Source organism: Streptomyces sp. 6N223 (assembly GCF_052246635.1).
Taxonomy (GTDB): Bacteria; Actinomycetota; Actinomycetes; order Streptomycetales; family Streptomycetaceae; genus Streptomyces.
In genome coordinates, this window is record NZ_JBQQCA010000038.1 from 24,036 (window position 1) to 49,837 (window position 25,802).

Consider the following 25,802-nt stretch of genomic DNA (forward strand, 5'->3'; position numbering starts at 1 on the left):
CTAGCGACGGCGAGTGCCGCCGTGGGCCGCGGCCAGGGCGGCCATGCCCTCGGCGACGGTGGTCTCGGGGCGGAAGCCGAGGTCCCGGCGGGCGGCGGTCAGGTCGAACCAGTGAGGGTGCGTCAGCTCGTCGACCAGGAGGCGGCTCAGCCGGTGCGTGGCGGTGGAGCGCAGCAGCCGGGCCGCCTGGTCGTGGAGGGCCGCCGCCGCGCGGGCCGCGGGGGCGGGGACGGTGCGCCAGCGGGCGCGTACGCCGGCCGCCGCCAGCAGGGCGGTGACGAACGCGCGCAGCGGCAGCGGTTCGCCCTGCGCGACGAAGTAGACCCGGCCGCCGAGGGGCGCCCCGGCGCGGAGGCGGTCCAGCGCCAGCAGGTGGGCCTGGGCGGCGGTGTGCAGGTGGGTGGTGTCGAGCAGGTGACGGCCGTCGCCGGGCATCACCAGGTTTCCGCGACGGACGACGCGCAGCAGGGCGGGGAGGAAGTGCGGGTCGCCGGGGCCCCAGACGATGTGCGGGCGCAGCACGACGGCCGCCGGGCCGCCCGGGCGGTCGGCGCCGGCCGTCACCAGGGCCTCCGCCGCGGCCTTGGTCCGCGGGTACGCCGCGGCGTGCCGCTCGGGCACGGGCGCGGACTCGTCGGCGTACACCAGGCCCGGGAGGGTGAACGCGACGCTCGCCGTGGAGGTGTGCACCAGGAACGGCACGCGGTGGTGGCGGCAGGCGTCCAGGACGTTGCGCGTGCCGGTGACGTTCGTGGCGTGGTAGGGGCCGAGCCGGCCGCTGACCCCGGCCAGGGCGCCGGTGTGGATCACGGCATCGCAGCCGGCGACGGCGCGGGAGACCGCGGCCGGGTCGGCCAGGTCGCCGTGGTACTGGCGGACGCCGAGGGCCGCCAGCGCCTCGGCCGGGCGGCGGGTGAGGGAGCGCGTCGGCGTGCCGCGGGCGGCCAGGCGCCGGCAGATCTCCGTCCCCAGGAAGCCGCTGCCGCCGGTGACCAGGACCGTCACGGCGCCCCCTCCCGCCGCCGGTGACGCGCGGCCCAGCGGGCGAGCCGGTCGCGGTCGATCTTGGCGTTGTGCCGGACGTCGGTCGGGAAACGCCGGTGCGTCAGGATCTCGCCGACGTGGCGGCCGGTGGGCAGCGCGGCGAGCGCGGCCCGCACCGCGCGCAGCGTGGCGCGGCGTTCGGCACGACCCCGGCGGCCGGACAGCTCCACGCACAGCACGGCCCGTTGGCGCCCGCGCGGCCCTACGCCGACGAGCGCGGCTCGCGCCACGCCCGGCACCCGGCCGGCGGCGGCCTCGATGTCCTCGGTGGTCAGCGTGAACCCCTCGCCGGTGACGCGGTCGGCCGCGCGGCCCAGGAACCACAGGCGTCCGGCGTCGTCGAGCCGGCCGAGGTCGCCGGTGCGGTGCAGGACGCCGCCCTCGTGCGGGACGCGGGCCGCCGCGGTGGCCTCGGGGCGGCCGTGGTAGCCGGGGGCGACGTTGGGCCCGGCGACGGCGATCTCGCCGTCCCCGCTGCCGTCGCCGGCCGGGACGATGCGGACCTCGACGCCGGGCACCGGCCGGCCGACACACGTACCCGCCGCGCCCACCGCGCCCGCCGCCGCCGCCTCGTCGCGCGCCGCCTTCGCCTCGGCGGCGTCCACCTGGCTGACCGGCAGGCACTCGGTGGCGCCGTACACGCTGATCACGCGCGCGTCCGGCGGCAGCACGCGGGCGAAGTCCTCGGCGAGCCGCTCCGGCAGCGGGGCGCCGAAGGAGTACACCCGCCTCACCGCTGGCAGGGTCAGCCCGTGGCGGGCGCAGTGGTCGGCCACGACCCGCAGCACCGCGGGCCCGCCGCCGATCGCCGAGGCGCCGCTGGCCAGCAGCGGGCGGACGATCCGCGCCCCCGGCGTGCGTGCGGGCCAGGGGTAGCGGATGGCGGGCACCACCGTCGTCACCCCGTTGACCGGCCCGAACAGGGCGAACGGCGGGAAGCCGGTCGCGAGGACCGCGCCCGGCTCCAGGCCCATGGCGGCCGTGGCGAGGCGGATCTGGGCGGCCAGCGTCTCGAACCGGTACTCCACGCCCTTCGGCGTGCCGGTGGAGCCCGAGGTGAACGCGATCACCGCGAGGTCGTCCAGCCGGACCGGCGGGGCGTCCAACGCCGGCCCCTCGCCGGGGCCTTCGGGCGCGGGGCCGGGCACCGGCGGCAGCCCGCCGCCCAGTCCGGGGATCGCGCGGCCGGTGACCAGCGGGACGGTGACGTGCCCCCGCGCCCAGCCGAGCAGGCGGCGGGCCACGTGGGCCGCGGGCTCCCCGGCGAACACCTCCGGCGCGACCTCGTCCAGGCAGCGCCGCAGCGCCGCCCGGGGCAGCCCCGGGTCGATGAGCACCGGCACGGCGCCGACGGCGAGCAGCCCGTAGACCGTCACCACCATGTGGTACGGGTGGCGCGCCATGACGACCGCCCGCTGCCGGGGCCTCACGCCCGCGCCGCGCAGGGCCGCGGCGGTCCTGGCGCACCCCCCGTACACCTGCGCGAAGGTCACCGGCCGCAGGGCGCCGCCCCGGTCGCCGACGAGCAGGGCCGGCTCGTCGGGCCGCTCGCGGACCCGGCGCGTCACCTCGTCGAAGAACCCGGGCACGTCCATGGTTTCGTCCATGCTGCTCCTTCCGGGAGGTCACGCGACGTCGGCGGCACCGTCGTCGGCGGCGTCGGCGGTGTCGGCGGTGTCGGAGAGGAAGCGCCGGACGTCCGCCGCGAGCGCGTCGGCGGCGTCCTCCATCACGAAGTGCCCGGCGCCGGCGTACCGGTGGACGCGGGCGTCCGGATGGCGGCGCAGCCACTCCTCCAGCACCCGCGGGGTGAACACCGGGTCGCGCATCCCCCAGCCGATGAAGACGGGCAGGGACGTCCATGCGGTGGACCGGCCGTCCGGGTCGAGCAGGTTCCAGATCTCCTCGGTGGTGCCGCGCGGGATGCGGCGCACCACCTCCACGACGTAACGCCGGTGCCGCGGCCGGCCGTAGGGCAGCAGGTACGCCCGGCGCACCGCGCGGGGCATCGGGCGGACGACGCCGGCGCGGACGGCGGCGCGGGGGAAGGCGTTGGTGAGGTGGGCGAGGCGGGCCACGGACCGGTGCTCGCGGATCAGGCGCAGCCCGGCCGGGAGCCGCAAGCCCGGCGGCCAGCGGAAGCCGGTGGTGTTGAGGACGACCAGGCGCCGCAGCACGCCGGGCCGGCGCCGCGCCCAGGACAGCCCGAGCGGGCCGCCCCAGTCGTGGACGACGAACGTCCAGCCGCGCGCGGGCAGTCCGCGCTCGGCCGTCAGGTGGGCGTACAGGGCGTCCATGTCGTCCAGGTAGCGGGTGAGCGGACGGTCCGGGTCGTGGGGGCGGGGGGAGAGGCCGAACCCGACGTGGTCGGGGGCGAGGCAGCGGAAGTCCGGCCGCAGGGCGGCGATCAGGTGGCGCCACACGTAGCTCCAGGCGGGATTGCCGTGCAGCAGCAGCACGGGGTCGCCGCGGCCGGCGTCGACGTAGTGCTGGCCGGTGGCGGGGACCGTCTGCCAGCACGCCGGGTCGGGGTAGCCGGGCAGCCGGGCGGGGTGGATGCGCAGCGGCGGTCTGGGCCACGGGGCGGGCGGGTTCACGGCGCCGCTCACAGCCGGATCAGGGCCAGGCCGACGCTGAAGCCGCTGGCCAGGCCGATCAGGGCCACCGTGTCGCCCGGCTCGACCAGGCCGCTCTCCCGGGCCGTGACCAGCTGGAGGGGGAGGGAGGCGGACGCGGCGTTGCCGTGCTCCACGATCGTGGGCAGGCAGCGCTCCGGCGGCAGTTCGAGGGCGGCGACCAGCTCGTCGAAGGCGGGCCGGGATATCTGGTGCACGGCGATGAAGTCGCTGGCCCGCACCCGCTCCAGCACGTCGGTGTGGTCGAGCACCAGGGGCAGGCCGCCGAGGGCGGCGTCCCGCAGCTGGTTGCCGCCCAGGCGGAGGCTGGACACCTCCCAGTCGTTGCGGCGCCCGTGCAGCGTGCCGCCCGCGGCGATGGTGCACGCCTCCCAGGCGGTGGAGTCGGAGCCGAACGCCAGGTGCAGCACGCCCGGGTCGTGCTCCCCGGCGGGGCCCGCGGTCAGCAGCAGGGCGGCGCCGGCGTCGGAGACGGTGTAGCCGGGCAGGCAGCGGGTGAACTCCTCCTCGTCGGGGACGTGCCACCGCGTCATGAGGGTGCCGGCCTCGCCGCAGGCGATGAGGACGGTGCGGTGGCGGCCGGACTCGATGAACCCCGAGGCGACCTCGGCGGCGTTCAGGACGCTGTTGCAGGCGTTCTTCACGTCGAACACGGGGCAGGCGGCGCCCAGTTTGGCCGCGACGACGTGGCCCGTGGCGGGCTCGATCAGGTCCTGGCTGGAGGAGGCGAACAGCAGCAGGTCCACGTCCTCGATGCCGGCGTCCGCCGCGGCCAGCGCCTTGCCGCACGCCTCGACCGCCAGGTCGGACGCCTGCTGGCCGTCGTCCCTCTCGTGCACGCGGCGCACGCCGGTGAGCTCCTCCAGCAGCCCCGGCGGCGGGACGTAGGGGCTCCCCAGGTCGATGAGGCGCTGCCGGGTCTGCGCCATCGTGCGGTGGCGGGGCGGCAGGTGGACCGCCGTCGCGGCGAGGCGGGCGCGGAGCGGGGGTCCGCCGGGGGAAGGGGGCATGTGTCGCACCGTACTGATCTGCCCGGCGCAAACAGTTCTTCTCCGATGAAACCATCCTTTCGAGGGATTAATTCGCCTCCCGCCACGGGCAGTTCAAGAAGTGGGGAAGGGGGCGCGGGGTGAATTCAGACAGGGACAGGGACAAGGACAAGGACGCCGCCGACGAGGCCGTCGCCATCATCGGCGTGGCGTGCCGCCTGCCCGGCGGCATCGCCGACCTCGGCGGCCTCTGGGGCGTGCTCCGGGAGGGCCGGGACATGGTCGGCGAGGCGCCGGCGGACCGTTTCGACGAGACCAGGTTCGTCGACGCCGCCGGCCGGCGTCCCGGCCGCAGCTACACGCGCGCCGGTGGATTCCTCGGGGACGTCGGCGCCTTCGACGCCGCGTACTTCGGCATCTCCCCGGCCGAGGCGCGGTACATGGACCCGCAGCAGCGGCTGCTGCTGGAGATGACCGCCGAGGCGCTGGACGACGCCGGCCTGAACGCCGAATCCCTGGCCGGCTCGGACACCTGCGTGTTCGTCGGCATCGGCGACCAGTCGTACGGCCAGGTGCAGATGATGCGCGACAACGCGTCCAGCCCGCACCTGATGACCGGCGCGCTGCCGTGCGTCGCCGCCAACCGCATCTCCCACGCCTACGACCTGCGCGGCCCCAGCATGGCCATCGACACCGCCTGTTCGTCATCGCTGGTGGCCCTGGACCGCGCCTGCCGCACCGTGCTGGACGGCACCAGCCGCCTGGCCGTCGCCGCCGGGGTCAACGTCCTGCTCAGCCCCTTCGGGTTCGTCGGCTTCTCCCAGGCGGCGATGCTGTCGCCGCGCGGCCGGTGCGCGGCGTTCTCCGCCGAGGCCGACGGCTTCGTCCGGGCCGAGGGCGGTGGCGTGCTGATCCTCAAGCCCCTGCGCGAGGCGATCGCCGACGGCGACCGCGTCCACGGCGTCCTCGCCGGCACCGGCACCAACTGCGACGGCCACACCCGCGGCCTGCCGCTGCCCAGCGCCGCAGCCCAGGAGGACCTGCTGCGCGCGGTGTACGAGCGGGCCCGCGTCGGCCCCGACGACCTGGTGTACTTCGAGGCGCACGGCACCGGCACCCAGGCCGGGGACCCGGCCGAGGCCGAGGCGATCGGGCGGGCCCTGGCCCGCCGCCGCAGTCGCGGCCCGCTGCCCGTCGGCTCGGTGAAGTCGAACCTGGGGCATCTGGAGACCGCTTCGGGCATCGCCGGCGTGCTGAAGGCGTTGCTCGTGCTGCGCCACGGCACCGCGCCCGCCACGCTGCACGCCGCGCCGCTCAACCCGCGCATCGACTTCGCCGGGCTCGGCCTGGCGCCCACCGTCGAGCCCTGCCCGCTGGCCCGGCACGAGCGGGCCGCCGTCGGCGTGAACTCCTTCGGCTTCGGCGGCGCCAACGCGCACGCCATCGTCGCCGCGCCGCCCGCGGGCGCTCCCGCCCCACCACGTCCGTCTCCGCCCGCCGGGCCGCTGCCCGTCGTCGTCTCCGCCCGGTCCGCCGCCGCGCTGGAGCAGCTCGCCGCGAAGGTCGCCGCCCGCCTGGCCGAGGCGGCACCCGAGGAGTACTACGACCTCGCCCACACCACCTGCCGGCGCCGCAGCCCCCACCACCACCGGGCGGCCGTCCTGGCCGCCGGCCCGCGCGACGCCGCCGCCCAGCTCGACCGGCTCCTGGGCGGCGAGCCGGCGGCCGGCGCCATCGCCCGCCGCGCCCGGGCCACCGGCCACGCCCGGGTGGCGTTCGTCTTCTCCGGCAACGCCTCCCAGTGGCCCGGCATGGCCGCCGACCTGCTCGCGGCCGAGCCCGCCTTCCGCGCCGCCGTCGAGGAAGCGGACGCCGCGCTGCTGCCGCTCCTCGGCTGGAGCGTCGCCGACGAGCTGCGCAAGCCCGACGCCGAGCGCTGGCGGAGCACCGAGGTGGCGCAGCCGGCGCTGTTCGCCGTCCAGGCCGGCCTGGTGGCGCTGCTCGCCGCCCGCGGGCTGCGCCCCGAGCTGGTCATCGGCCACAGCGTCGGCGAGATCGCCGCCGCCCACGCCGCCGGAGCCCTGGACCTGGCCGGTGCCGCGCGGGTGATCGCCGTCCGCGGCCGCGCCCAGGCCGCCACCGCCGGAAGGGGCCGCATGGCCGCCGTCGGCCTCCCGGAGGACCGCGCCCGCGAGGAGCTGGCCGGGTTCGGCGGCGCCCTGGAGATCGCCGGGGTCAACAGCGACCAGGACGTCACCGTGGCCGGGCCCGCCGACGCCCTCGCCCGGCTCGGCGACCGGCTGCGCGAGCGGGAGGTCTTCTTCCGCGAACTCGACCTGGACCACGCCTTCCACAGCGCCGCCATGGAGCCCGTCCGCGAGGCCCTGACGACCGGCCTCGCCGGGCTTGCCCCCCGCGCCGGGCGCGTCCCCCTCGTCTCCACCGTCACCGGCGCCCCGGTCGCGGGCGAGGACCTGACCGCCGCCTACTGGTGGCGCAACGTCCGCGAGCCGGTCCGGTTCGCGGACGCCGTCGGCCACGCCCTGCGCGACGGGGCGGACGTCTTCGTGGAGATCGGCCCCCACCCGGTGCTGCGGTCCTACCTGAGCCGCGCCACGGTGCCCGACAGCGGCGCCCCCGCCGGCTACGTGCCCACCCTGCGCCGCGACGGCGACGGACCGCGCGAGACTGCCGCCGCCGTCGCCGCGCTGCTGGCCGCCCACGCGCCGGTGAGCTGGGAGGCGTACTTCCCGCGTCCCGGCCGCGTCGCGGACCTGCCCGCCTACCCCTGGCAGCGGGAGCGGCACTGGGAGAGCCCCCGCGACGACTGGAACTGCTCCTCCTTCCCCGTCGGGGCGAGCGACCACCCGCTGCTCGGCGACCGCCTGCCGAGCCCCCACCCCACGTGGGAGGGCACGCTGGAGCCCCAGCGCGTGCCGTGGCTCGGCGACCACCGCGTCGTGGACCGGGTGCTCATGCCCGGCGCGGCCTACCTGGCGATGGCGCTGACCGCCGGTCGGCTGGCCCTGGACACCGTGGCCGAGATCCGGCACCTGGAGCTGCTCCGGCCGCTGCCCGTGGACTGGCCCGACCCGGACGGGCTGCGGCTGTCCCTCGCCCTCACCCCGGACGACGGAACCTGCGACCTCAGCGGCAGGCAGGGGCGTTCCGGCCAGCCGAGCCCTCTCGCCCGCGGCCGGGTGCGCGCCCTGCTCGATCCCGCCCCCGCCCCACTGGACGCGGCGGGGCTGGCGGCGCTGCGGGCCCGCTGTCCCGAGGAGCTCGACGGCCCCGGCTTCTACGCCGCATGCCGGCGCATCGGGCTCCAGCTGGGCCCGGCGTTCCAGACCATCACCCGCGCGTGGCTGGGCGAGCGCGAGTACCTGGCGGCGTACCGGGCGCCCGAGTCCACCGCCGGCGACGGCGCGCACACGGTGCTGCTGGACGCCGGGCTCCAGCTCGGTGCCCTCCTCATCGCCGCCGAGGCCGGCGAGGAACGCACGTTCCTGCCCTCGGCGTTCGGCGCCGTCCGCGTCTGGGGCGGCATCCCCGGGACCGGGTTCGTCCGCCTCGTGGAGAGGGGACGCACCGCCACCGAGGTGCGCTCCGACATCACCTGGTTCGGCGAGGACGGCACCGTCCACGCCGCCATCGAGGACTTCACCATGCGCCGGCTGTCCAACGCCGACCACACCCCCCTCACCGTGCAGCGCACCGTGCTGCGGGCCGCGCCGCTCCCCGGAGAGCGGTGCGCCCCGTCGCCGCTGCCCGCCCCCGCCGAGCTGGCCTCGGCCGCCGCCGAACGCCTGACCGCCCTGCGCGACGCCTGGCACGCCACCGGCCCCGACCGGTTCGCCGCCGCCCGCGCCGAGGCATGCGCCCACGCCTGGGGGGCCGCCCTGGCCGGCCTGCTGCCCGAGCCGGCCGAGCCCTTCCGCATGTCCGCCCTGGTCGTGGCCGGCCTCCAGCCGCGCCACCGCCGCCTCGTGCGGCTGGTGCTGCCCCTGCTGGCACGGCACGGCCTCGCCGAGCGGGCCGGCGGTGACCGCTGGCGGCTGACCACCACCGACTTCCGCCACGACGACCTGCTCCGCGCCCTCGTCGAGGACCACCCCGCCCACCTGGCCGAGAGCCACCTGCTCGTCAGGGAGGCCCGCCACCTGCCGGCCGCGCTGCGCGGCACGGCGGCGTCCGCGCCACGGCGGCAGCTCGCGCCGCGCGAGGTGCCGCACGAGGCGGCGTACGAGCAGTTCTGCGACGTGGCCCCCGCGCGCCGCCACGCCCACCGGGTCGCGCAGGCGCTGCTGCGTGAGGCGCTGACCCACTGGCCCGGCGACCGGCCGCTCAGGATCGTCGAACTCGGCGCCGGCACCGGCGGCCTGACCGCCGCGCTGCTGCCGCTGCTGCCGCCCGAGCGCACGGCGTACACCTGCACGGACGCCTCCGCGCAGGCCCTCACCCGCCTCGAACACCGCTTCGCGGACTACGACTTCGTCGACTGCCGGGGCCTGGACCCGGACGCCGACCTGGCCTCGCAGGGCTTCCCCGACGGCAGCTGCGACCTGGTGGTGGCAGGCGACGCCCTGCACACCGCCCGCGACCTGTCGGCCGCGTTGCGCCGGGTCGCCGCGCTGCTCGCGCCCGGCGGGCACCTGCTGGCGGTCGAGTCACACGACCCGCTGGCCCGGGCGCTGGCGTTCGGCACGCTCGACGACCTGTGGCGCCGGGCCGACCACGACCTGCGGCCCGTCAGCCAGCTGCTGCCGGCCGAGGAGTGGCCGCCGCTGCTGGCGGGGACCGGGTTCGCCGGTCCGGTCCAGCTCGGCGAAGGGGAGATCACCGTTCTGCTGGCCGCCGCCGGGCCGGAGGCCGAACGCCGCGCAGAGCCGGGCGCAGAGCCGGGGGACGAGCCGGGGGGCGAACCCGCCGCGGACACGGCCGGCCCCTGGCTCGTCGTCGCCGAGACCGAGGCGGAGTCCTACCTGTGCCGTGCCCTCGCGGACCGGCTCCCCGGCCCCGCGCAGGCGACGACCGCCGCCGCCCTGCCCGCCCCGGCCCCGCCCGCCGCCGTCGTCCTGGTGCTGGCCGAGCACGAGGACCAGGTCACCGAGGTCACCACCCGCCGCGCCGCGCTGCTGCGTTCCCTGGCCGGCCACGGCGACCGGCTGTGGCTGGTCACCCGGCCCACTGGCCTGCTGCCCGCGCCCGAACGCCCCACGCACCCCGTCGACGCCGCGGCCTGGGCCGTCGCCCGCACGCTCGCCAACGAGCACCCCGACCTGACGGTCCGCCGCATCAGCTTCGACCGCGACGGCGACCGCGACCGCGACGGCGACGGTGACGGCGACGGCGGCACGGGCCGCCTGGCCGCCGAACTCCTCGCCCCCACCGACGAGGACGAGGTCGTGCTCACCCCCGCCGGCCGCTTCGTCCCCCGCCACACCCAGCACCCCGCCGACCGGCTCCCCGCCGCGCCCGCCGCCGCCACGGCGTTCGTCCTGGAGGCGGCCGACCCCGGCCTCGACTACCGGCTCGCCTGGCGGGAGACCGCCGTGCCGCGCCCCGGCCGCGGCGAGCTCCTGCTCCAGGTGCGCGCCGTCGGGCTGAACTACCGCGACGCCATGCGGGCCAACGGCCTGCTGCCGCTCGGCGACCGCGCCCTGGGCATGGAGTGCGCCGGCGTCGTCCTCGACACCGGGCCCGGGGTCACCGGCTACGCCCCCGGCGACCGCGTCGCCGCGCTCGGCGACGGCAAGCTCGCCTCCCACGCCACCGTCACGGCCGACGAGTGCTGGCCCCTCCCGGACGGCGTGGCCGACGCCGAGGCGGCGACCCTGCCCGTCGTCCTCTTCACCGTCCATCACGTCCTCACCCACCAGGCCCGCCTCGCGCCCGGCGAGACGCTGCTGGTGCACGGCGCCGCCGGCGGCGTCGGCCTGGCCGTCCTCCAGTACGCACGGGCCCGCGGTGCCGAGGTCATCGCCACCGCGGGCAGCGAGGCCAAACGCGAGCTGCTGCGCTCGCTCGGCGTCCGCCACGTGCTGGACTCCCGCAGCCTGGAGTTCGCCGCGCGCGTCCGCGACGTCACCGGCGGCAGGGGCATCGACGTGGTCGTCAACTCCCTCGGCGGCGAGGCGATCAGCCGAGGGCTCGAACTCCTGCGGCCCGGCGGCCGGTTCCTGGAGATCGGCAAGCGGGACATCCTCCGGGACAGCACGCTGCCGCTCGGGCCCTTCCGCGCCGGCCTGGCGTTCTTCTCCTTCGACCTGAGCGAGTTCCAGAAGGACAGCGAGGCCGGCCGCGCCCTGCGGGAGGAGATCCTCCCGCTCCTGCGCGACGGGACCTACCGCCCCCTGCCGCACACCGTCTACCCGGCGGCCCGCGTCCAGGAGGCGTTCCGGCTGCTTCAGCACTCGCGGCACACCGGGAAGATCGTGGTGTCCTTCGACCCGCTCGACGAGCCCGTGCCCGTCGTGCCGGCTCCCGCCGCCCTCGCCCTGGACCCCGACGGCACCTATCTCGTCACCGGCGGGCTCGGCGGGTTCGGCGCGGCGACCGCCGCCTGGCTGGCCGAACGCGGCGCCCGCCGCCTGGCGCTGACCGGCCGCCGCGGCGAGGCGGCCCCCGAGGCGGCGGCGGTCCTCGACGGGCTGCGGGCCCGGGGGGTCACCGCCACGGCCCACGCCGCCGACGTCACCGACCCGGCGGCGATGCGGCGCGTGCGGACGGAGATCGACGCCACCGGACACCCGCTGCGGGGCGTCGTCCACGCCGCCGCCCACTACGACGACGCGCCGCTCGCCGACCTCGACGGCGAGCGCTTCGCCCGGGTCATGGCGCCCAAGGCGACCGGCGCCGCCGTCCTGTCCGGCCTCCTGCCGGGCTCGGGCGTGACGCGCGGGGCCGGTCCCGGCCTGTTCCTGCTGCACTCCTCGGTGACCGCCGGGTTCGGCAACCTGCGCCAGGCGCCGTACGTGGCGGGCAACGCCTACCTGGAGGCCCTGGCCCGCGCCCGGCGCGCCGCCGGCCAGGCCGGCACCGCCGTCGCCTGGGGTCCCATCGCCGACACCGGCCACGTCGCCCGCACCGGCCTGGCGGACACCCTCTCCGCCATGGGCTTCGAACCCCTCACCTGCCAGGAGGCGTTCGCCGCCGCCGAACGCCTCCTGGGCCCCGGCACCAGCCCCGGCACCGGCCCCGCCGTGGCCGGCGTCGGCCGCTGCCAGTGGCTCCGCGCCGCCCACCTGATGAGGACCCTGCGCGCCCCCCGCTACGCCGCCCTCGTCCCCGCCCACCTCCTCGCGGCCGACGACTCGCGCGACGAGCTGCTGCGGTCCCTGGCCACCCTCTCGCCCGACGAGGCGCACGCGACCCTCCTGCGCCTGGTCGGCGCGCAGCTCGCCGCCGTGCTGGGCATGGACGCCGCGCACATCGACCCCCACCGCCCCCTGGACCAGTTCGGCGTCGACTCCCTGATGGCCGCGCAGCTCCTCCTCCGCCTCCGCGACGAGTTCGACGTGCACCTGTCCCCCCTCGACCTGACGACCGACGTGACGCCGGCCCGCCTGGCGCGGCTCCTGTACGACCGGCTGACCGGCCGCACGCAGTGACCGGGCGGCTCAGCCGACGGCGTGCGCCGCCGCCCGCACGGCGCGGGGCTGGTCGAGCAGGTCGGTGCTGTCCGCCCACTGGTCCACGCCTCCCACCAGGGGCAGCTCCCGGAGGCCGGGATCCGTGACGGTCCGGGCGAGCGCGTCCGCGAAGCGCTCGGCGTGCAGCACCAGGAAGGGCCGCGAGTGGTAGGGGCGGCGCTTCGGATCGACGGGCGAGATGAGCCCGGCGGCGTTCTGCAGCGAGGCGACGGCCTCGTACGCGTCGCACAGGTGCGCCTCCCGGTCCCGGTAGTCCACCGCCGCCAGCGCGCCGCGCAGCGACGGGGTGAGCGACGCGGCCACCGGCAGCTGCGCGAACGCGCTGCCGAGCCACTTGCCGTAGGGGGCGTAACGGCGTTCCAGCAGCAGGCACAGCCGCATCAGGTCCCGCACCAGGCGGGCGGCCACGACGGCCGAGCCGATGTCGTCGCCGACCTCCGCGCAGCGCCCCACGAACGCCTCCTCCTGCGAGACGCGCTGCCACTGGCACGCCAGCAGGTACCGCCACACCTGCTCCGGATACCACGCCAGCCTGCGCCGCGCGGCGGTGAGGGTGCCGAGCCCGTCGTGGAACACCGCGCCGCCGGTGGCCTCGGCGAGCCGCTGCTGCGGCATGGCCAGCCACTCGCGCACGCTCGGTTCGGCGGCGGCCGCGGCCGAACGCAGCCCGAGCTGCCTCGCCAGCCACCCGTCCACATCGTCCACGCCCACACGGTGGTTGACCGGCCCGTCGGTCGGCCGCATGATCCCGCTCGGATCCAGCGGATTGTCGCTCTCCTGGAAGTGGGTGGGCCAGCCCCGCACCCGCTTCGGCAGCCGCAGCGCCAGGAGGCGGTGGATGTCCGCGCCGTGCCGGGCGTGGTCCCCGGCCGTCAGGAAGAGCTGCAGCCGGGGCCCCCACTCGTGGTCCGCTGAGCGCGGCGTGTCGAAGCCCAGCACCTCGGAGCCGGTGCCGACGCGCGCCGCCGCGTACCGCAGTCCCGGATACGCCTCCCGGAGGATCGGCCGAACCGCCTCCTCGTACAGGACCCCGGAGAGCTCGATGCCGGGCATGAAGCCGGCGCCAGAGATCGTCATGCCCCCGACTGTGCGGGACGCCCCGCCGCCGGGGCCACCGCTTAACGCGTTCTGACGCCTTCGATGGCGGTGCCGGCGCGTCGGTTACCGTGCCCGCATGGCACTGCGGGATTCCGGCGTGGTCGCTGAGCTGGTCGCCTGGCTGCGCGAGGACGCGCACCGCCACGAGCTCACGCCCGGGCTGAGCACGGCCGAACTCGACCGCGCCGAGCGGGTCTCGGGTCTGACCATGCCGCCGCTGTGGCGCGCGGTGCTGAGCCGGGTGTGCCCGGTCTCACGCGGGGACGCCAGGGGCCGTGGGTTTCCGGATTGGCGGCACGGCGACGAGGCAGCCCTGCGAGGCCGCGTGGACGATCCCGTGGACGGCCTGCTGTACGACGTCGAGCACAACGGCTTCTGGTGGCACGCGTGGGGACCGGCCCCGGCGGCGATGGAGGACCGGCTGTCGGCGGCACGGCGGCGGCTGGCCGAGGTGCCCCGGCTCACCCCGCTGTGGGGCCACCGGTACGTCGGCCCCGACGACGCCTCGCCGGTCTTCAGCATCGTGCAGGCCGATCTTTACGTGCCCGCCCTCTCGCTCGCGGACCTGCCCGCCGGGCGCGGCCAGGAAGCGGTGCCCGCCGAGCGGTGGCCCATCGGCTCGGTGCCGTTCTGGAGCGAGCTGCACGCCTACGCTCAGCTCGGCCACCTCCCCGAGCTCCCCTTCGGCCGGCTCGCGGACGGCGGTCTCTGACCATTCCCCCTGAGAGGTGTGACAGGCGTGGACGAGGACGCGCCGTGGCCGCGCAGACGCGCCGACATGCCGCGTACGGCGTAATGCCGTGCTCGGGCGGGCCTCCCGGGTCACGTTGTGCGGAGGCGCGTGATCGAGGCGGAGGCGGGAAGGAGGTGGCGAACCGGGCCATGGACGAGGAGATCGTGGACCGGTCGGAGGGCTTCGGCGAGCGGCTGCTCGGCCTGCTGCTGGACAGGGCGCACCTGATGCCGCCGCAGCTCATCGCCCCGCTGATCGCGGAGGAGATGGCGAGGGTCGGCGGTCGTGACGTCTCCATCCTGCTCCAGGACTATGCGCAGGAGCTGCTGGTGCCGCTGCCGGGCACGAAGCTGCACGTCGGCCAGCCCGAGCCGATGGCCGATTCCCCGGCCGGCCGGGCCTTCCTCAGCGGCGACGTCATCGAGGTTCCGCAGGCCGACGGCGCCGTTCGGATGTATCTGCCGCTGCTGGACGGCAGCGACCAGGTGGGCGTGATGGCCCTGAGCATGAGTGCCGTCGGGGATGACGACCGGCGGCTGCTGCGCCGGCTCGCCGGGCTCGTCGCCGACATGCTGGTCACCAAGAACGCCTACACCGACCAGTTCTTCCTGGCCCGGCGCCGGGAGCCGATGAGCGTGTCCGCGGAGATCCAGTGGACCCTGCTGCCGCCGCTGGCGATGTCCGTGCCGCAGGCCGAGCTGGCCGGCATCCTGGAGCCCGCCTACCGCGTCGCCGGCGACAGCTTCGACTACGCCCTCAACGACACCATCCTGCACGTGGCCGTGATCGACGCGATGGGCCACGGCCTGGACGCCGCGACGATGGCGACCGTCGCCATCGGCGCCTACCGGCATGCCCGGCGCGTCTTCGTCAGCCTGGCCGAGAAGTACACGTTCATGGACGAGGCCATCTCCCAGCAGTTCGGGCCCGACCACTTCGTCACCGCGCAGCTGATGCACATCAACGTCGCCACCGGCGAGCTGGAGATGGTCAACGCCGGCCACCCCGCGCCGCTGCTGATCCGCGACGGCCGGGTTGTGCGGCAGCTGGAGAGCGCGACGACGCTGCCCGTCGGCTTCGGCGGCGAGGTGCCACGGATCACCCAGCACAGCCTCCAGCGAGGCGACCGGGTGCTGTGTTACACCGACGGCGTCATCGAGGAGCACGTCACCGGCGGGGAGCTGTTCGGCGAGGAACGCCTCATCCGCTGCGTCGAGCGTCTGGGGCAGGAGCCGCCAGGGACGGTGCGGGCGGACCTGCGCCGCCTCTCCCACACCCTGAAGGGGGAACGCGGCGGGCGCACCACCGACGACGCCACCCTCTTCATGATCGAGTGGCACGGGGGCTCCGCCGACCACCTCGCGGCCTTCGCCTGACCGGACCGTTCACCACCGACGCGTACAACGTCCTGCCCTGCCGGCTCGGCCCGCTGACGCAGACCAACTCCACCCGCTGAGGCCCACCCCGGGCCGCCGCCGCGGCGCGGCGCGGCGCCAGCTATCGTCGTGCGACAACGCCGAGGAGGGACGCGTGACGATGCTGGCTCCGACACCGCCGATGGGCTGGAACAGCTGGGACTGCTACGGCACGACCGTGACCGAGGCGGAGGTCCTCGCCAACGCCCGCGTCCTGCGCGACCGCCTGCTGCCGCACGGCTGGGACACCGTCGTCGTCGACATCGCCTGGTACGACCCCACCGCCCGGTCCCACGGCTACAACGCCGACGCCCCGGTCGAGCTGGACGCGTTCGGGCGGCAGCTCCCGGCCCCGGGCCGCTTCCCCTCCTCGGCCGGCGGCGCCGGCTTCCGCCCCCTCGCCGACGCCGTCCACGCCATGGGCCTGCGCTTCGGCGTCCACATCATGCGCGGCATCCCGCGCCGGGCGTTCGAACTCGACCTGCCCGTCCTGGGCACCTCGTGGACCGCGCGCGACGTCGCCGACCGCGACCACGTCTGCGTCTGGAACCCCGACAACTACGGCCTCAACCACGACCACCCGGGCGCCCAGGCCTGGTACGACGCCCAGGTCGCCCAATTCGCCGACTGGGGAGTCGACTTCATCAAGGCCGACGACATGCAGGCCCCCTACTACCACCGCGAGATCGCGGCGTACGCCGCCGCCATCTCCCGCAGCGGCCGCCCCATGGTGCTGTCCCTGTCCCCGGGCACCCACCTCTCCACCCGCCACGTCGAGCACCTCCGCGCGAATGCCCAGATGTGGCGCGTCTCCGACGACCTGTGGGACCGCTGGGAGGACGTGCACGCCCAGTTCGCCCGCCTGGCGCGCTGGGCTCCCCTCCAGCGGCCCGGCGGCTGGGCGGACGCCGACATGCTGCCGCTGGGACGCATCGGGCTGCGCGCCGAGCGCGGCGAGCCCCGCGACAGCCGCCTCACCTGGGACGAGCAGCGCACCCTGCTGACCCTGTGGTGCATGGCGCGGTCACCGCTGATGCTCGGCGCCGACCTGCCGTCCACCGACGAGGCCACGCTGGGCCTGCTGACGGTCCCGGCCGTCGGCGAGGTCGTCCGGGGATCCACCGACGGCGCCGAGGTGGTCCGCGAGCCGGTCGACGACGCCGAGCTCATCGTCTGGGCGGCCCGGGCCGCCGAGGGGGACCGTGCCTACGCCGCCCTCTTCTGGACCGGCACGTCGGCCCGCACGGTCCGGGTCCCCCTCGCCTCCGTCCTCGGCTCCGGGGCTGGGGCGAGGTCGTGGTCCCTCACCGACCTCTGGGCCGGCACGCGGGACGCCACGCCGGACGGCCACCGGATAGCCGGGGACGCCATCGAGGCCGCCGTCCCCGCGCACGGGGTGCGCTGGCTGGCGATCGACCCTCTCTGAGGACTACTGACGACTGAGCTGCCTTCACCGAGCTGAGCCAGGGCGCGACGGTGCTCGCTCCGGCTGCCGGTTCCCACCGGCCCGGCCTGGGGGCTACTCGGCGGGCAGGGCCTCTCGGATCGCCTTCGCGGTGGCGGCCGGGTCGTAGCCGTCGGGCACGCCCTCGACCAGGATGATGTCGCCCTCGATGTGGCGGGAACGCAGCGGTGCGATCTCCTGGTAGGCGGGGGAGTCCCACCACGCCCGCGCCTCGGCGATCGAGGGGAAGCCGATCACCACGACCGCGCCGGGCCAGCTGCCCTCCTTCGTCTCGTGCCGCGTGCCGTGCACCAGGAAGCGGCCGCCGTACGGCTCGAAGGTGGCGGTGATGCGCTCGATGTACTCGGCGATCTCCGCGTGCGGGGCGGCGTCCCGCAGGTGGGCAATGGCGTAGGCGGGCATGGCGTCCTCTCGGCCGGTCGGGCTTCCTCCGCAGGCGATCCTGGCATCCGGATGTGCCCGCGTCGATGACCTGCCGGGTCATCGACGCCGCGGTGGGTCAACCCCAGGGGCCGTCGGCCGGTTCTGGCGGGCGGCCCGCTCCCCGACCGGACCAGGTCTGCCCGGGCGCGGCGGACTGAGGGCCGATGAGCTGACGGCGCGTGATCACCGCCGTCAGCGGCCCCAGATCTCGCGGTACGCCACGCGGTAGCCGCCGGAGTCCCAGAAGACCGCGCCGCCGCTGTTGGCGCGGGTGGTGATGTGGACGGGGGCGACGTACCCGCTGGCGGGCTCGCCCGCGAAGGCGCGGTTGAACTCGTCGACGATCTGCCAGCCCTGCTCGTACAGCGGCTCGGGCACGGTGGCGGCCTGGAACTCCCTGGCGTTGACGCGCTCGAACGCCGACGGGTCGCCGTCGCCCGCGCCGATGTTGAACGGGGCGCCGTCGCCCTCGATGCCTGCCGCGCGCAGGGCGGGGGCGGCCTCGCCGAAGTACAGGTCGTTGATGGCCACGGAGTGGGTCCACCGGTCACCGAAGCGGGAGAGGAGGGAGGAGACCTCGTCGACGGTGCGCCTGTTGGCCTCGGGGATGGGGATGCTCTCGTAGCTCAGCAGCGAGACGCCGGCGCAGGTCTCCAGCTCCTCCTTGATGAGGTCCGACTTGTTCTTGGCGAAGGGCAGCGTCCCGTCGGTGAACAGGACGACGCCCGCGTGGCCGTCCGAGTCGGCGATGATCCAGTCGGCGCTGATCCTGGCGACGTCCTCCACCCTGGTCGTGACGTTGGTGAAGAGCTCCGGGTCCTGGCTGGGGCCGGGCTCGGCGACGGCATGCCAGCCGATCACCGGGATGCCCGCGTCATTGGCCGCCTCGAGCCCATCGGCGCTGGCCTCGGGGTCGAAACTGCCGATGACGATGCCGTCGGGATCGAGGTCCATGGCCTCGTCGAAGGCGGCCCGGACGCCCTCGGCCGTGCCCTGGCCGTCGAGCGTCTCGACCTGCCAGCCGAGGATCTGCGCCGCCTCCTGGACGCCCCTGGCGACGCCGGAGACGCCGGGGTTGGTCATGGTGTGGGCGATGTAGACGATGGTCTTGTCGGGGACGGCCTCCGGCCCGGTCGTGGGGCCCGTCCAGGGCGCGTCGACGGCCTGGGCCTCCTCGACGGCCTGCCTGGCCCTGTCGACGACGTCGGGGCAGCCGGGCCCGGAGGGCTCGGCGTCCGACTCGGTGGCGGAGGAGCCGCCCTCGCAGCCGGCGACCGTGAGGGCGGCCACGGCCAGGAGCGCGGCGGCGGCCGTGGGCGCCTTGCGTATGGGGTGCACGGGAACTCCTTTTACAGGCACGCGATCGGTCGGACCGGGCTCGCAGGGCAGGGAGGCTAGCAGGGGCGGGCGACAGCCGTGCCGCCCTCGTCCGCGCCCGTGACACGCCCGTGACCGGCGGGGATGGCGGCGCGGGCGCTTCGGGCCGATGAGGTGAGGTGGGGGACGGGAATCTGACTGGCCGGGGAGCAGGAGTACGCCTGTCCGCCTCCACCAGGCCTGAGAAGGTCTCAGCCAGCAAAGCACCGCTCTTTCCCGACTCTTGACGAATACTTTGCAATCGAATCCCGGCCACATGTGTCCCCGACCGCCTCACGCCGGTAATGTCCCGCACCCCGACCTGCGGCGGTTCGGCACCTGACACCTCGGCCACCGCTGACAAGCACCGCGACGTACAGCGAAGTACGGCGAAGTACAGCGAAGGAGAGGCCAGGTGTCTGCGAACCCGGCGGACCCGTCCCCCGAACCCGGCGAGCCCGAGCGGGGGGACAGATTGCCCCGGCTCCGGCGGCGGGTGGGCGCCGGCATCGACCGGTGGCCGTTCCGGCGGAAGCTCAACGTCCTCGTCATCGCGCCCGTCGCGGTCGTCGGCACGCTGCTCTGCATCAGCGTCGTCACCCAGGTCGACGAGGCCCTGGACGCCCGCCGGACCGCGGGGCTGGTGCGCGACAGCGAGCAGGTGGCGAGGCTCATCAACGAGGTGCAGGCCGAGCACCGCGAGGCGCTCGTGCTGTCCGTGGCGTACGAGTCGGCCGAGCCCGGCAGCACGACGCTGCCCTCGATCAGCGACTACCGCGAGGCGCAGCGCCAGACGGACGCCGGCATCGAGGCCGTGCGCTCGGCGTTCGGCTCGGACCTGCCGGAGGAGCAGGCCGAGGCGCTCGAGTACCTCGACGGCCTGTCCGTGCTGCGCGAGCGGCTGGAACGCGGCCACGTGCCCAGCGCCAACATCGACCCGGCGTACTCCTCGGCCGTCGACTACCTGATCGACGGCATCGGGCTCGACCACATCTCCGACAGCGAGTCCTCCTCGGCCGTCACGCTGCTCGACACGGTGCTGCGCGCCGACGCCGCCCACGCGGCGTTCGAGAGCGCCGTGTTCTCCGCACAGACCCGGGACGCCAACGCCCTCACCGAGTACTCCCGCGCGGTCGGCGCCCGCGAGGTCTTCAAGCAGCAGGCGGAACGGTTCGCCAGGATCGCCGCGCCCGACCAGGTGCTGACGCTGAGCGGCATCGAGCGGGCCTCCGAGGAGAACGGCATCGAGTCCAAGTTCGCGGGGCTCCAGGTCAATCCCGGCTCCCTGCAGGCCCAGACGCCGCAGGAGCTGCGCGACGCGATCGCGGCGGGCGCGGAGCAGTCCGACGCCCGCCTGGGCATCACGCGGTCGCTGATCGGCGAGATCGCGGCCCAGGCCGACGACGACTCCGCCGGAGCCCTGGGGCAGGCGCTGCTGCTGGTGGGCCTGGCGACGCTGGGCTTCGCCGCGTGGCTGGCGTTCACGGTCCTGGCGCGGCGTTCGGTCGTCCGTCCCCTCGCCGCCCTGACCCGCGCGGCCCAGCGGGTGGCCGACGTGGCCGGCGATGAGCTGGCCCGCGTCGCGGACGACGACTCCGACGAGTCCGCCGACGACACCACGCCGCTGCGGCCGCACGCGATCCCCGTCCCGGTCCGCGACGAGATCGGCAGGCTGGCCGAGGCGTTCAACCAGGTCCAGGTCACCGCCGCGGCGCTGCTGGAACGCCAGGTGCAGAGCCGCCGCAACGTCGCCGAGATGTTCGGCAACGTCGGGCACCGCGTCTCCAACCTGGTGACCCGTCAGCTCACGCTGATCGACGCCGTCGAGCGCGAGGAGACCGACTCCGACGTGCTGGAGCGGCTGTACCGCATCGACCACATCGCGGTGCGCCTCCAGCGCAACGCCGACAGCCTGATGCTGCTCGCCGGCAGCCGCGAGACGGGCGTCGACGCCCAGCCGACCGCCCTGGCCAACGTCATCCGCGCGGCGCTCAGCCAGATCGAGGGGTACCAGCGGGTGTCCCTGCGGTCCGAGACCGAGGTCACCGTCGGCCCTGACGTGATCGGGGACCTGACGCTGATGCTCGCCGAACTGCTGGAGAACGCCACCGCGTTCTCGCCCTCCGACGCCCCCGTGGAGGTCGTCGTCCGGCCGGGCACCGACGTGACGTCGGACGGCGGCGCCCTGGTCGAGGTCATCGACCACGGCCTGGGCATGACCGCGGAACGCCTCGCCGAGGAGAACGCCCGGCTGATCCGCCGCGAGCGGCTCGACCTCGTCCCGACCAAGGTGCTCGGCCTCTTCGTGGTCGGCACCCTCGCCCGGCGCTGGGGCGTGCGGGTCACGCTGAGCCGCACGCCGGGGGGCGGCGTCACCGGCACCGTGTGGATCCCCGCCTCGCTGCTGGTGGACGAGGGCGCGGCGGACCCCGTGCCGTCCCCGGCCGCGAGCCCGGCCAGGGCCGTCGCCGCCGCTCCGCCGCAGCGGGCGGCGTCCTCGGCCCCGGCTACGGCCCCGGCTACGGCTACGGCTACGGCTCCGGTTCCGGCGCCGGCCGACCGCGAGGGGCGGCCCGTGGCCACGGCGCCGGTACCGGCTCCGGCCGACGGCACCCTGCCCTCGCTCCCCATCCGCAATGGTGCGGAGGTGGCCTCCGGCCCTCGGCCCCTCAGGCGGCGCGTGCGGGGCGCTACGCTCGCCAGGACCATCGCGCCGGCCGACCGGGGGACCGCCGCCGTACGGCCGCCCGTCGACGCCGACGCGGTCCGCTCCGAGCTGGACGAGCTCGAGTCGGCCGTACGCCGGGCCGAGCACGATGCGGAGCGAACAGCAGACGACGCACCTTCGCCATCCCAGGAACAAAAGGAGTCGGGCAGTGACCACGCCGACAGGTGACAGCGTTTCCGAACTGGCGGAACCGGGGGAGCCCACCGACCTGCGAGCCGCCGCGGCCGATTTCACCTGGTTGCTCGACCGGTTCGCCACCGAAACCGCGGGGGTCGTCGACGCGATCGCCGTGTCGTCCGACGGCCTGCTGATCGCCGTCTCCCAACTCCGCGACCAGGGCGACTCCGAGCGGCTCGCCGCGATCGTCTCCGGCCTCACCAGCCTCGCCTCGGGCGCCTCCGGCAACTACGGCCTGGGCGGCCTCAACAAGGTCATCATCGACCTGGAGGGCGGCCACGTCCTGGTGTCGTCCATCGGCTGCGGCGCCGTCCTCGGCGTGGTGGCCACCAAGGAGGCGAAGCTCGGCAACATCGCCTACGAGATGACGCTCTTCGCCAACCGGGCCGGCGCGGCGCTCACCCCACAGCTCGTACTGGAGCTGAAGAAGAGCGTCGGCGCCACGCCGGCCGGCTGACCGGAGGGACCGTGATGGCCGACGGGGAATCAGCACCGCACGAGGAAGCAGGCGAGACGGAGGCGGCGGGGGACGCCCGCCGCGCCCTGGCGATCCGGCCGTTCCTGCTGACCGCCGGCCGGGTGTCGGGGCGTAGCGCCGGGCCGCCGCTCCCGCTGGAGACGCAGGTCGTGGCCACCTCGGCCGGGCTGGGGGCCCTGCACTCGCTCGCCTTCGAGCAGCACGACATCGTCGCCGCCTGCCGTCAGCCGCAGTCGGTGGCGGAACTGGCCGCCCGGCTGCGGCTGCACCTGAACGTGGTTCGTGTGCTGGCCGACGACCTGTGCACCGCCGGGCATCTGGCGATCCACCGGCCGAACGCCGGCACAGTCCAGGACATCTCCGTACTGCGAAGGGTTATCGATGGTCTCCGTGCCGTCCCCGACTCCGGGGGCAACACACTCCGCGACACCAGCTGAACGTGCAGAGCGCGCCGAACAGCCGCCGCTGCCCGTCAAGATGGTGATCGCCGGCGGCTTCGGGGTCGGCAAGACCACCGCCGTGGGCGCGATATCCGAGATACGGCCGCTCACCACCGAGGCCGCCATCACGGAGGTCGCGGCGGGCGTGGACGACCTGACGCACACGCCAGGGAAGTCCACGACCACGGTCGCCATGGACTTCGGCTGCATCACCATCGACCCGACGCTGAAGCTGTACCTGTTCGGCACGCCGGGCCAGGACCGGTTCGGCTTCATGTGGGACGACATCGTCGAGGGCGCCGTGGGCGGCCTGGTGATCGTGGACACGCGCCGCCTGGACGACTGCTACGCGGCGGTGGACTACTTCGAGCACCGCGGGGTGCCGTTCGCCGTGGCCATCAACGCCTTCGACGGGCAGATCGAGCACGACCTGGACGAGGTGCGGTGGGCGCTGGACATCGCCGACCACACCCCGCTGGTCGTCTTCGACGCGCGCGACACCGGCTCGGTGCGCGACGCGCTGCTGGTCGTCCTCGACGTCGCCCTCTCCCGCGCCGAGACGGCCCACGCGGGCTGAGCCGCCGTCAGCGCCGCTCCTCCACGCGGGGAGGCCCATCTGGCGCGCGGGGGGGCGGCGACGAGCGGCGCCCCGGCCACGGCGAAGCCGTCGGTCGCGCGGGGTTCGCGAAGGCGGCGCCCACGCCCTGCCCGGCGAGCCGTCGACCGGGACGCCCCAGCCGGGCGGGCCGCGGGCCGCGGGCCGCGCTGGCGGCCGGGCGCTGGGGACGAGCAGGCCCTCCGCGGCCAGCCGCACCGCCGGAGCAGCGCCCGCACGCAGCGCTGGAACGGGGCGTCGGCGACGCCGACGTGCCCGAAGTCGGTGACGATCGCCTCGTGACACCCCCTCGGCCACCGCCTCCGGAGCGGCGCCCGCAGCGCGCGGCCCGCAGCTCCACCGAGCCGGTGCGGCGACCTGCCGGCGGCGCGTTTTCCCATGTCAGAGCGGTGGCGCAAGCACGCAGCCGCGCGAGTGCGCCACGGCCTCCAGGCGGCGGATTTGCGGCCCGGGGCGTGGCGCCGGAGGCTGGAGGAGTACGCGAGGAGCACGCGAGGAGTACGGAGGCGGGTCGCCGTGGCCAGCATCGCTCAGCGCATCGCCGGCCTCTTCCGGGTCAAGGCGAACAAGGTCCTGGACCGCGCCGAGGACCCGCGCGAGGTGCTCGACTACTCCTACACCCAGCAGCAGGAGATGCTCCAGAAGGTGCGTCGCGGCGTCGCGGACGTGGCCACCAGCCGCAAGCGCGTCGAGACGCAGATCGTCCAGCTCGGGCAGTCCGGCGAGAAGCTGAACGAGCAGGCGCAGCAGGCGCTCGCCGCCGGACGCGAGGATCTCGCCCGCGAGGCACTGACCCGGCGCGCCGCGGTGACCTCCCAGATCGCGGACCTGCGCGGGCAGCAGGACGCGCTGCGGGCCGAGGAGGAGAAGCTCACGGTCGCCTCGCAGCGCCTGGAGGCCAGAGTGGAGGCCTTCCGCACCCAGAAGGAGACGATCAAGGCCCGGTACACCGCGGCCGAGGCCCAGACCCGCGTCGGCGAGGCGGTCACCGGCATCGGCGAGGAGATGGGCGACGTCGGCATGGCGATGCAGCGCGCCCAGGACAAGACCGACCAGATGCAGGCCCGCGCCGGAGCGCTGGACGAGCTGCTCGCCTCCGGTGCGCTCGAGGACGCGACCCTGCCGCCCGGCCGGGACGAGATCCAGGCGGAGCTGGAGGCCGTGTCCACGCGCGGCGAGGTGGAGCGGGAGCTGGAGCGGATGAAGGCCCAGCTCCCGCCGGGGGAGGCTGGGAAGGAGGGCTCCGCATCGTGATCATGCGCATCCTCGGCGAGGCACAGTACGAGATCGACGCGGCTCACCTCGACGAGCTCAACGACCTGGACGCGGCGGCGCAGCGCGCCGTCGAATCGGGCGACGAGCGGGCGTTCGCCGCCGCGCTGCGGGACCTGCTGGACGCCGTGCGCCGCCTGGGAACGCCCCTGCCGGCCGACGTCCTCACCCCCTCGGACCTGGTGCTGCCCGGACCGGACGCCGGCCTGGCGGAGGTCGCGGAGCTGCTGAGCGGGGAAGGCCTGATTCCCGGATGATTCCGGGATGACTCCAGGCTGATTCCGGGATGAAACGCCCTCGCGCTGCTGGGCCGTACCGTAAGGACTGACGCGCCCTCACGCCCCCGGGACGATCAGCACGATCTTGCCGGTGGTGCGGCCGGTCTCGCCCAGGGCGTGGGCCTTGGCGGCCTCGGCGAGCGGGAAGGCGGCCTCGATGTGGGCGCGCAGCTCGCCGGTCTCGACGAGGCCGGCGACGGCGTTCATGCCGGCGTGGTCGGCCTCGACGAGCATGGTCTCCACGCGCACGCCCCGCTCGGCGGCCCTCGCCGCCTCGTCGGCATCGGAGCCGGCGCCCGGCAGCAGCGAGACGAGGATGCCGCCCGGGCGCAGGACGTCGAGGGAGCGGGCGCGGACCTCGCCCGAGAGCGCGTCGAGGACCACGTCGACGTCGGCGACGGCCCCGGCGAAGTCGACGGCGTGGTAGTCGATGACCTCGTCCGCACCGAGGGAGCGCAGGAAGTCGTGCTTGGGGGCGCTGGCGGTGCCGATGACGTACGCGCCCCGGGCCTTGGCGATCTGGACGGCGAGGTGGCCGACGCCGCCGGCCGCCGCGTGGACGAGGACCCGCTGCCCGGCCCGGAGCCCGGCGGTGTCGACGAGCGCCTGATACGCCGTGAGCGCGGCGAGCGGGAGGGCGCCGGCCTGGACGTGGTCGATGGCGGCGGGCTTGCGGGCGAAGGCGCGGGCGGGTGCCGTCACGTACTCGGCGTGGGAGCCGACGCCGTAGGGGTAGGGCAGCATCCCGAAGACCTCGTCGCCGGGCTTGAAGAGGGTGACGCCGTAGCCGACGGCCTCGACGACGCCGGAGACGTCCCAGCCGAGGACGAGCGGAAGGCGGTCCAGGAACCGGGCGGCGGCGCGGTGCTTCCAGTCGGTCGGGTTGACGCCCGCCGCGCGGACGGCGACCAGGATCTGGCTCGGGCCCGGCGCGGGCCGGGGGAGCCGGACCTCCTTCAGGACCTCGGGGGCTCCGTAGGCGTCCTGGCTGATGGCGCGCAT

18 protein-coding genes are annotated in these 25,802 nt (G+C 75.6%); 10 read left to right on the forward strand and 8 right to left on the reverse strand.

What is annotated here, in order from left to right; all coding sequences use genetic code 11:
- The 4 genes from ACTWQH_RS22150 to ACTWQH_RS22165 are packed head-to-tail and all read right to left on the reverse strand — an operon-like array spanning position 1 to position 4,690.
- A complete protein-coding gene (locus ACTWQH_RS22150) occupies positions 1–1,005 on the reverse strand; it encodes an NAD-dependent epimerase/dehydratase family protein (RefSeq protein ID WP_443288426.1) in 1,005 nt (334 codons plus the stop codon).
- Positions 1,002–2,651, reverse strand: a complete 1,650-nt coding sequence (locus ACTWQH_RS22155; protein WP_443288427.1) for an AMP-binding protein — start codon at positions 2,649–2,651, stop codon at positions 1,002–1,004. The genes ACTWQH_RS22150 and ACTWQH_RS22155 overlap by 4 nt, the downstream gene beginning before the upstream one ends.
- Before the next feature lie 18 nt (positions 2,652–2,669).
- The gene (locus ACTWQH_RS22160) at positions 2,670–3,653 is read right to left on the reverse strand and encodes an alpha/beta fold hydrolase (RefSeq protein WP_443288428.1); all 984 of its coding nucleotides are present in this window, start codon (positions 3,651–3,653) and stop codon (positions 2,670–2,672) included.
- Entirely contained in the window at positions 3,650–4,690 is a 1,041-nt protein-coding gene (locus tag ACTWQH_RS22165; RefSeq protein ID WP_443288429.1) for a 3-oxoacyl-ACP synthase III family protein, read from the reverse strand. Before ACTWQH_RS22165 ends, ACTWQH_RS22160 begins: the two co-directional genes overlap by 4 nt.
- Before the next feature lie 119 nt (positions 4,691–4,809).
- On the opposite strand from ACTWQH_RS22165, the gene ACTWQH_RS22170 reads away from it, so the two are divergent.
- Positions 4,810–12,279 carry an SDR family NAD(P)-dependent oxidoreductase gene (locus ACTWQH_RS22170; protein ID WP_443288430.1) on the forward strand — a complete coding sequence of 2,490 codons (7,470 nt, stop codon included), beginning with the start codon at positions 4,810–4,812 and terminating at the stop codon, positions 12,277–12,279.
- A gap of 9 nt (positions 12,280–12,288) precedes the next feature.
- Here the strand turns inward: ACTWQH_RS22170 and ACTWQH_RS22175 are convergent, their stop codons facing one another.
- Positions 12,289–13,398: a DUF4037 domain-containing protein gene (locus tag ACTWQH_RS22175; RefSeq protein ID WP_443288431.1), complete on the reverse strand. Its 1,110-nt coding sequence runs from the start codon at positions 13,396–13,398 to the stop codon at positions 12,289–12,291.
- A 97-nt stretch (positions 13,399–13,495) separates the two neighbouring features.
- On the opposite strand from ACTWQH_RS22175, the gene ACTWQH_RS22180 reads away from it, so the two are divergent.
- From ACTWQH_RS22180 to ACTWQH_RS22190, 3 genes are all read left to right on the forward strand, one after another.
- Positions 13,496–14,131 (forward strand): hypothetical protein, encoded by a 636-nt coding sequence (locus ACTWQH_RS22180; protein ID WP_443288432.1) that lies wholly within the window; start codon positions 13,496–13,498, stop codon positions 14,129–14,131.
- A 170-nt stretch (positions 14,132–14,301) separates the two neighbouring features.
- Positions 14,302–15,528 (forward strand): PP2C family protein-serine/threonine phosphatase, encoded by a 1,227-nt coding sequence (locus ACTWQH_RS22185; RefSeq protein ID WP_443288456.1) that lies wholly within the window; start codon positions 14,302–14,304, stop codon positions 15,526–15,528.
- A gap of 160 nt (positions 15,529–15,688) precedes the next feature.
- The gene (locus ACTWQH_RS22190; RefSeq protein ID WP_443288457.1) at positions 15,689–16,993 is read left to right on the forward strand and encodes a glycoside hydrolase family 27 protein; all 1,305 of its coding nucleotides are present in this window, start codon (positions 15,689–15,691) and stop codon (positions 16,991–16,993) included.
- A gap of 93 nt (positions 16,994–17,086) precedes the next feature.
- Here the strand turns inward: ACTWQH_RS22190 and ACTWQH_RS22195 are convergent, their stop codons facing one another.
- Both ACTWQH_RS22195 and ACTWQH_RS22200 read right to left on the reverse strand, forming a co-directional pair.
- Positions 17,087–17,434, reverse strand: a complete 348-nt coding sequence (locus ACTWQH_RS22195) for a DUF1330 domain-containing protein (protein WP_443288433.1) — start codon at positions 17,432–17,434, stop codon at positions 17,087–17,089.
- Positions 17,435–17,647: 213 nt separating this feature from the next.
- Positions 17,648–18,793: a substrate-binding domain-containing protein gene (locus ACTWQH_RS22200; RefSeq protein WP_443288434.1), complete on the reverse strand. Its 1,146-nt coding sequence runs from the start codon at positions 18,791–18,793 to the stop codon at positions 17,648–17,650.
- A gap of 433 nt (positions 18,794–19,226) precedes the next feature.
- On the opposite strand from ACTWQH_RS22200, the gene ACTWQH_RS22205 reads away from it, so the two are divergent.
- The 6 genes from ACTWQH_RS22205 to pspAA all read left to right on the forward strand — a co-directional run bounded on the left by ACTWQH_RS22205 (position 19,227) and on the right by pspAA (position 24,779).
- Positions 19,227–21,707, forward strand: a complete 2,481-nt coding sequence (locus ACTWQH_RS22205; RefSeq protein WP_443288435.1) for an ATP-binding protein — start codon at positions 19,227–19,229, stop codon at positions 21,705–21,707.
- Positions 21,688–22,173 carry a roadblock/LC7 domain-containing protein gene (locus tag ACTWQH_RS22210; protein ID WP_443288436.1) on the forward strand — a complete coding sequence of 162 codons (486 nt, stop codon included), beginning with the start codon at positions 21,688–21,690 and terminating at the stop codon, positions 22,171–22,173. The genes ACTWQH_RS22205 and ACTWQH_RS22210 overlap by 20 nt, the downstream gene beginning before the upstream one ends.
- A 14-nt stretch (positions 22,174–22,187) precedes the next feature.
- A complete protein-coding gene (locus ACTWQH_RS22215) occupies positions 22,188–22,631 on the forward strand; it encodes a DUF742 domain-containing protein (RefSeq protein ID WP_443288437.1) in 444 nt (147 codons plus the stop codon).
- The gene (locus ACTWQH_RS22220; protein ID WP_443288438.1) at positions 22,576–23,211 is read left to right on the forward strand and encodes a GTP-binding protein; all 636 of its coding nucleotides are present in this window, start codon (positions 22,576–22,578) and stop codon (positions 23,209–23,211) included. The genes ACTWQH_RS22215 and ACTWQH_RS22220 overlap by 56 nt, the downstream gene beginning before the upstream one ends.
- A gap of 555 nt (positions 23,212–23,766) precedes the next feature.
- Positions 23,767–24,504, forward strand: coding sequence for a PspA/IM30 family protein (locus tag ACTWQH_RS22225; protein WP_443288439.1), 738 nt, complete (start codon positions 23,767–23,769; stop codon positions 24,502–24,504).
- Entirely contained in the window at positions 24,501–24,779 is a 279-nt protein-coding gene (pspAA, locus tag ACTWQH_RS22230) for a PspA-associated protein PspAA (protein WP_443288440.1), read from the forward strand. Before ACTWQH_RS22225 ends, pspAA begins: the two co-directional genes overlap by 4 nt.
- Positions 24,780–24,857: 78 nt before the next feature.
- Here pspAA and ACTWQH_RS22235 read toward each other — a convergent pair whose 3' ends face one another.
- Positions 24,858–25,802: an NADP-dependent oxidoreductase gene (locus ACTWQH_RS22235; protein ID WP_443288458.1), complete on the reverse strand. Its 945-nt coding sequence runs from the start codon at positions 25,800–25,802 to the stop codon at positions 24,858–24,860.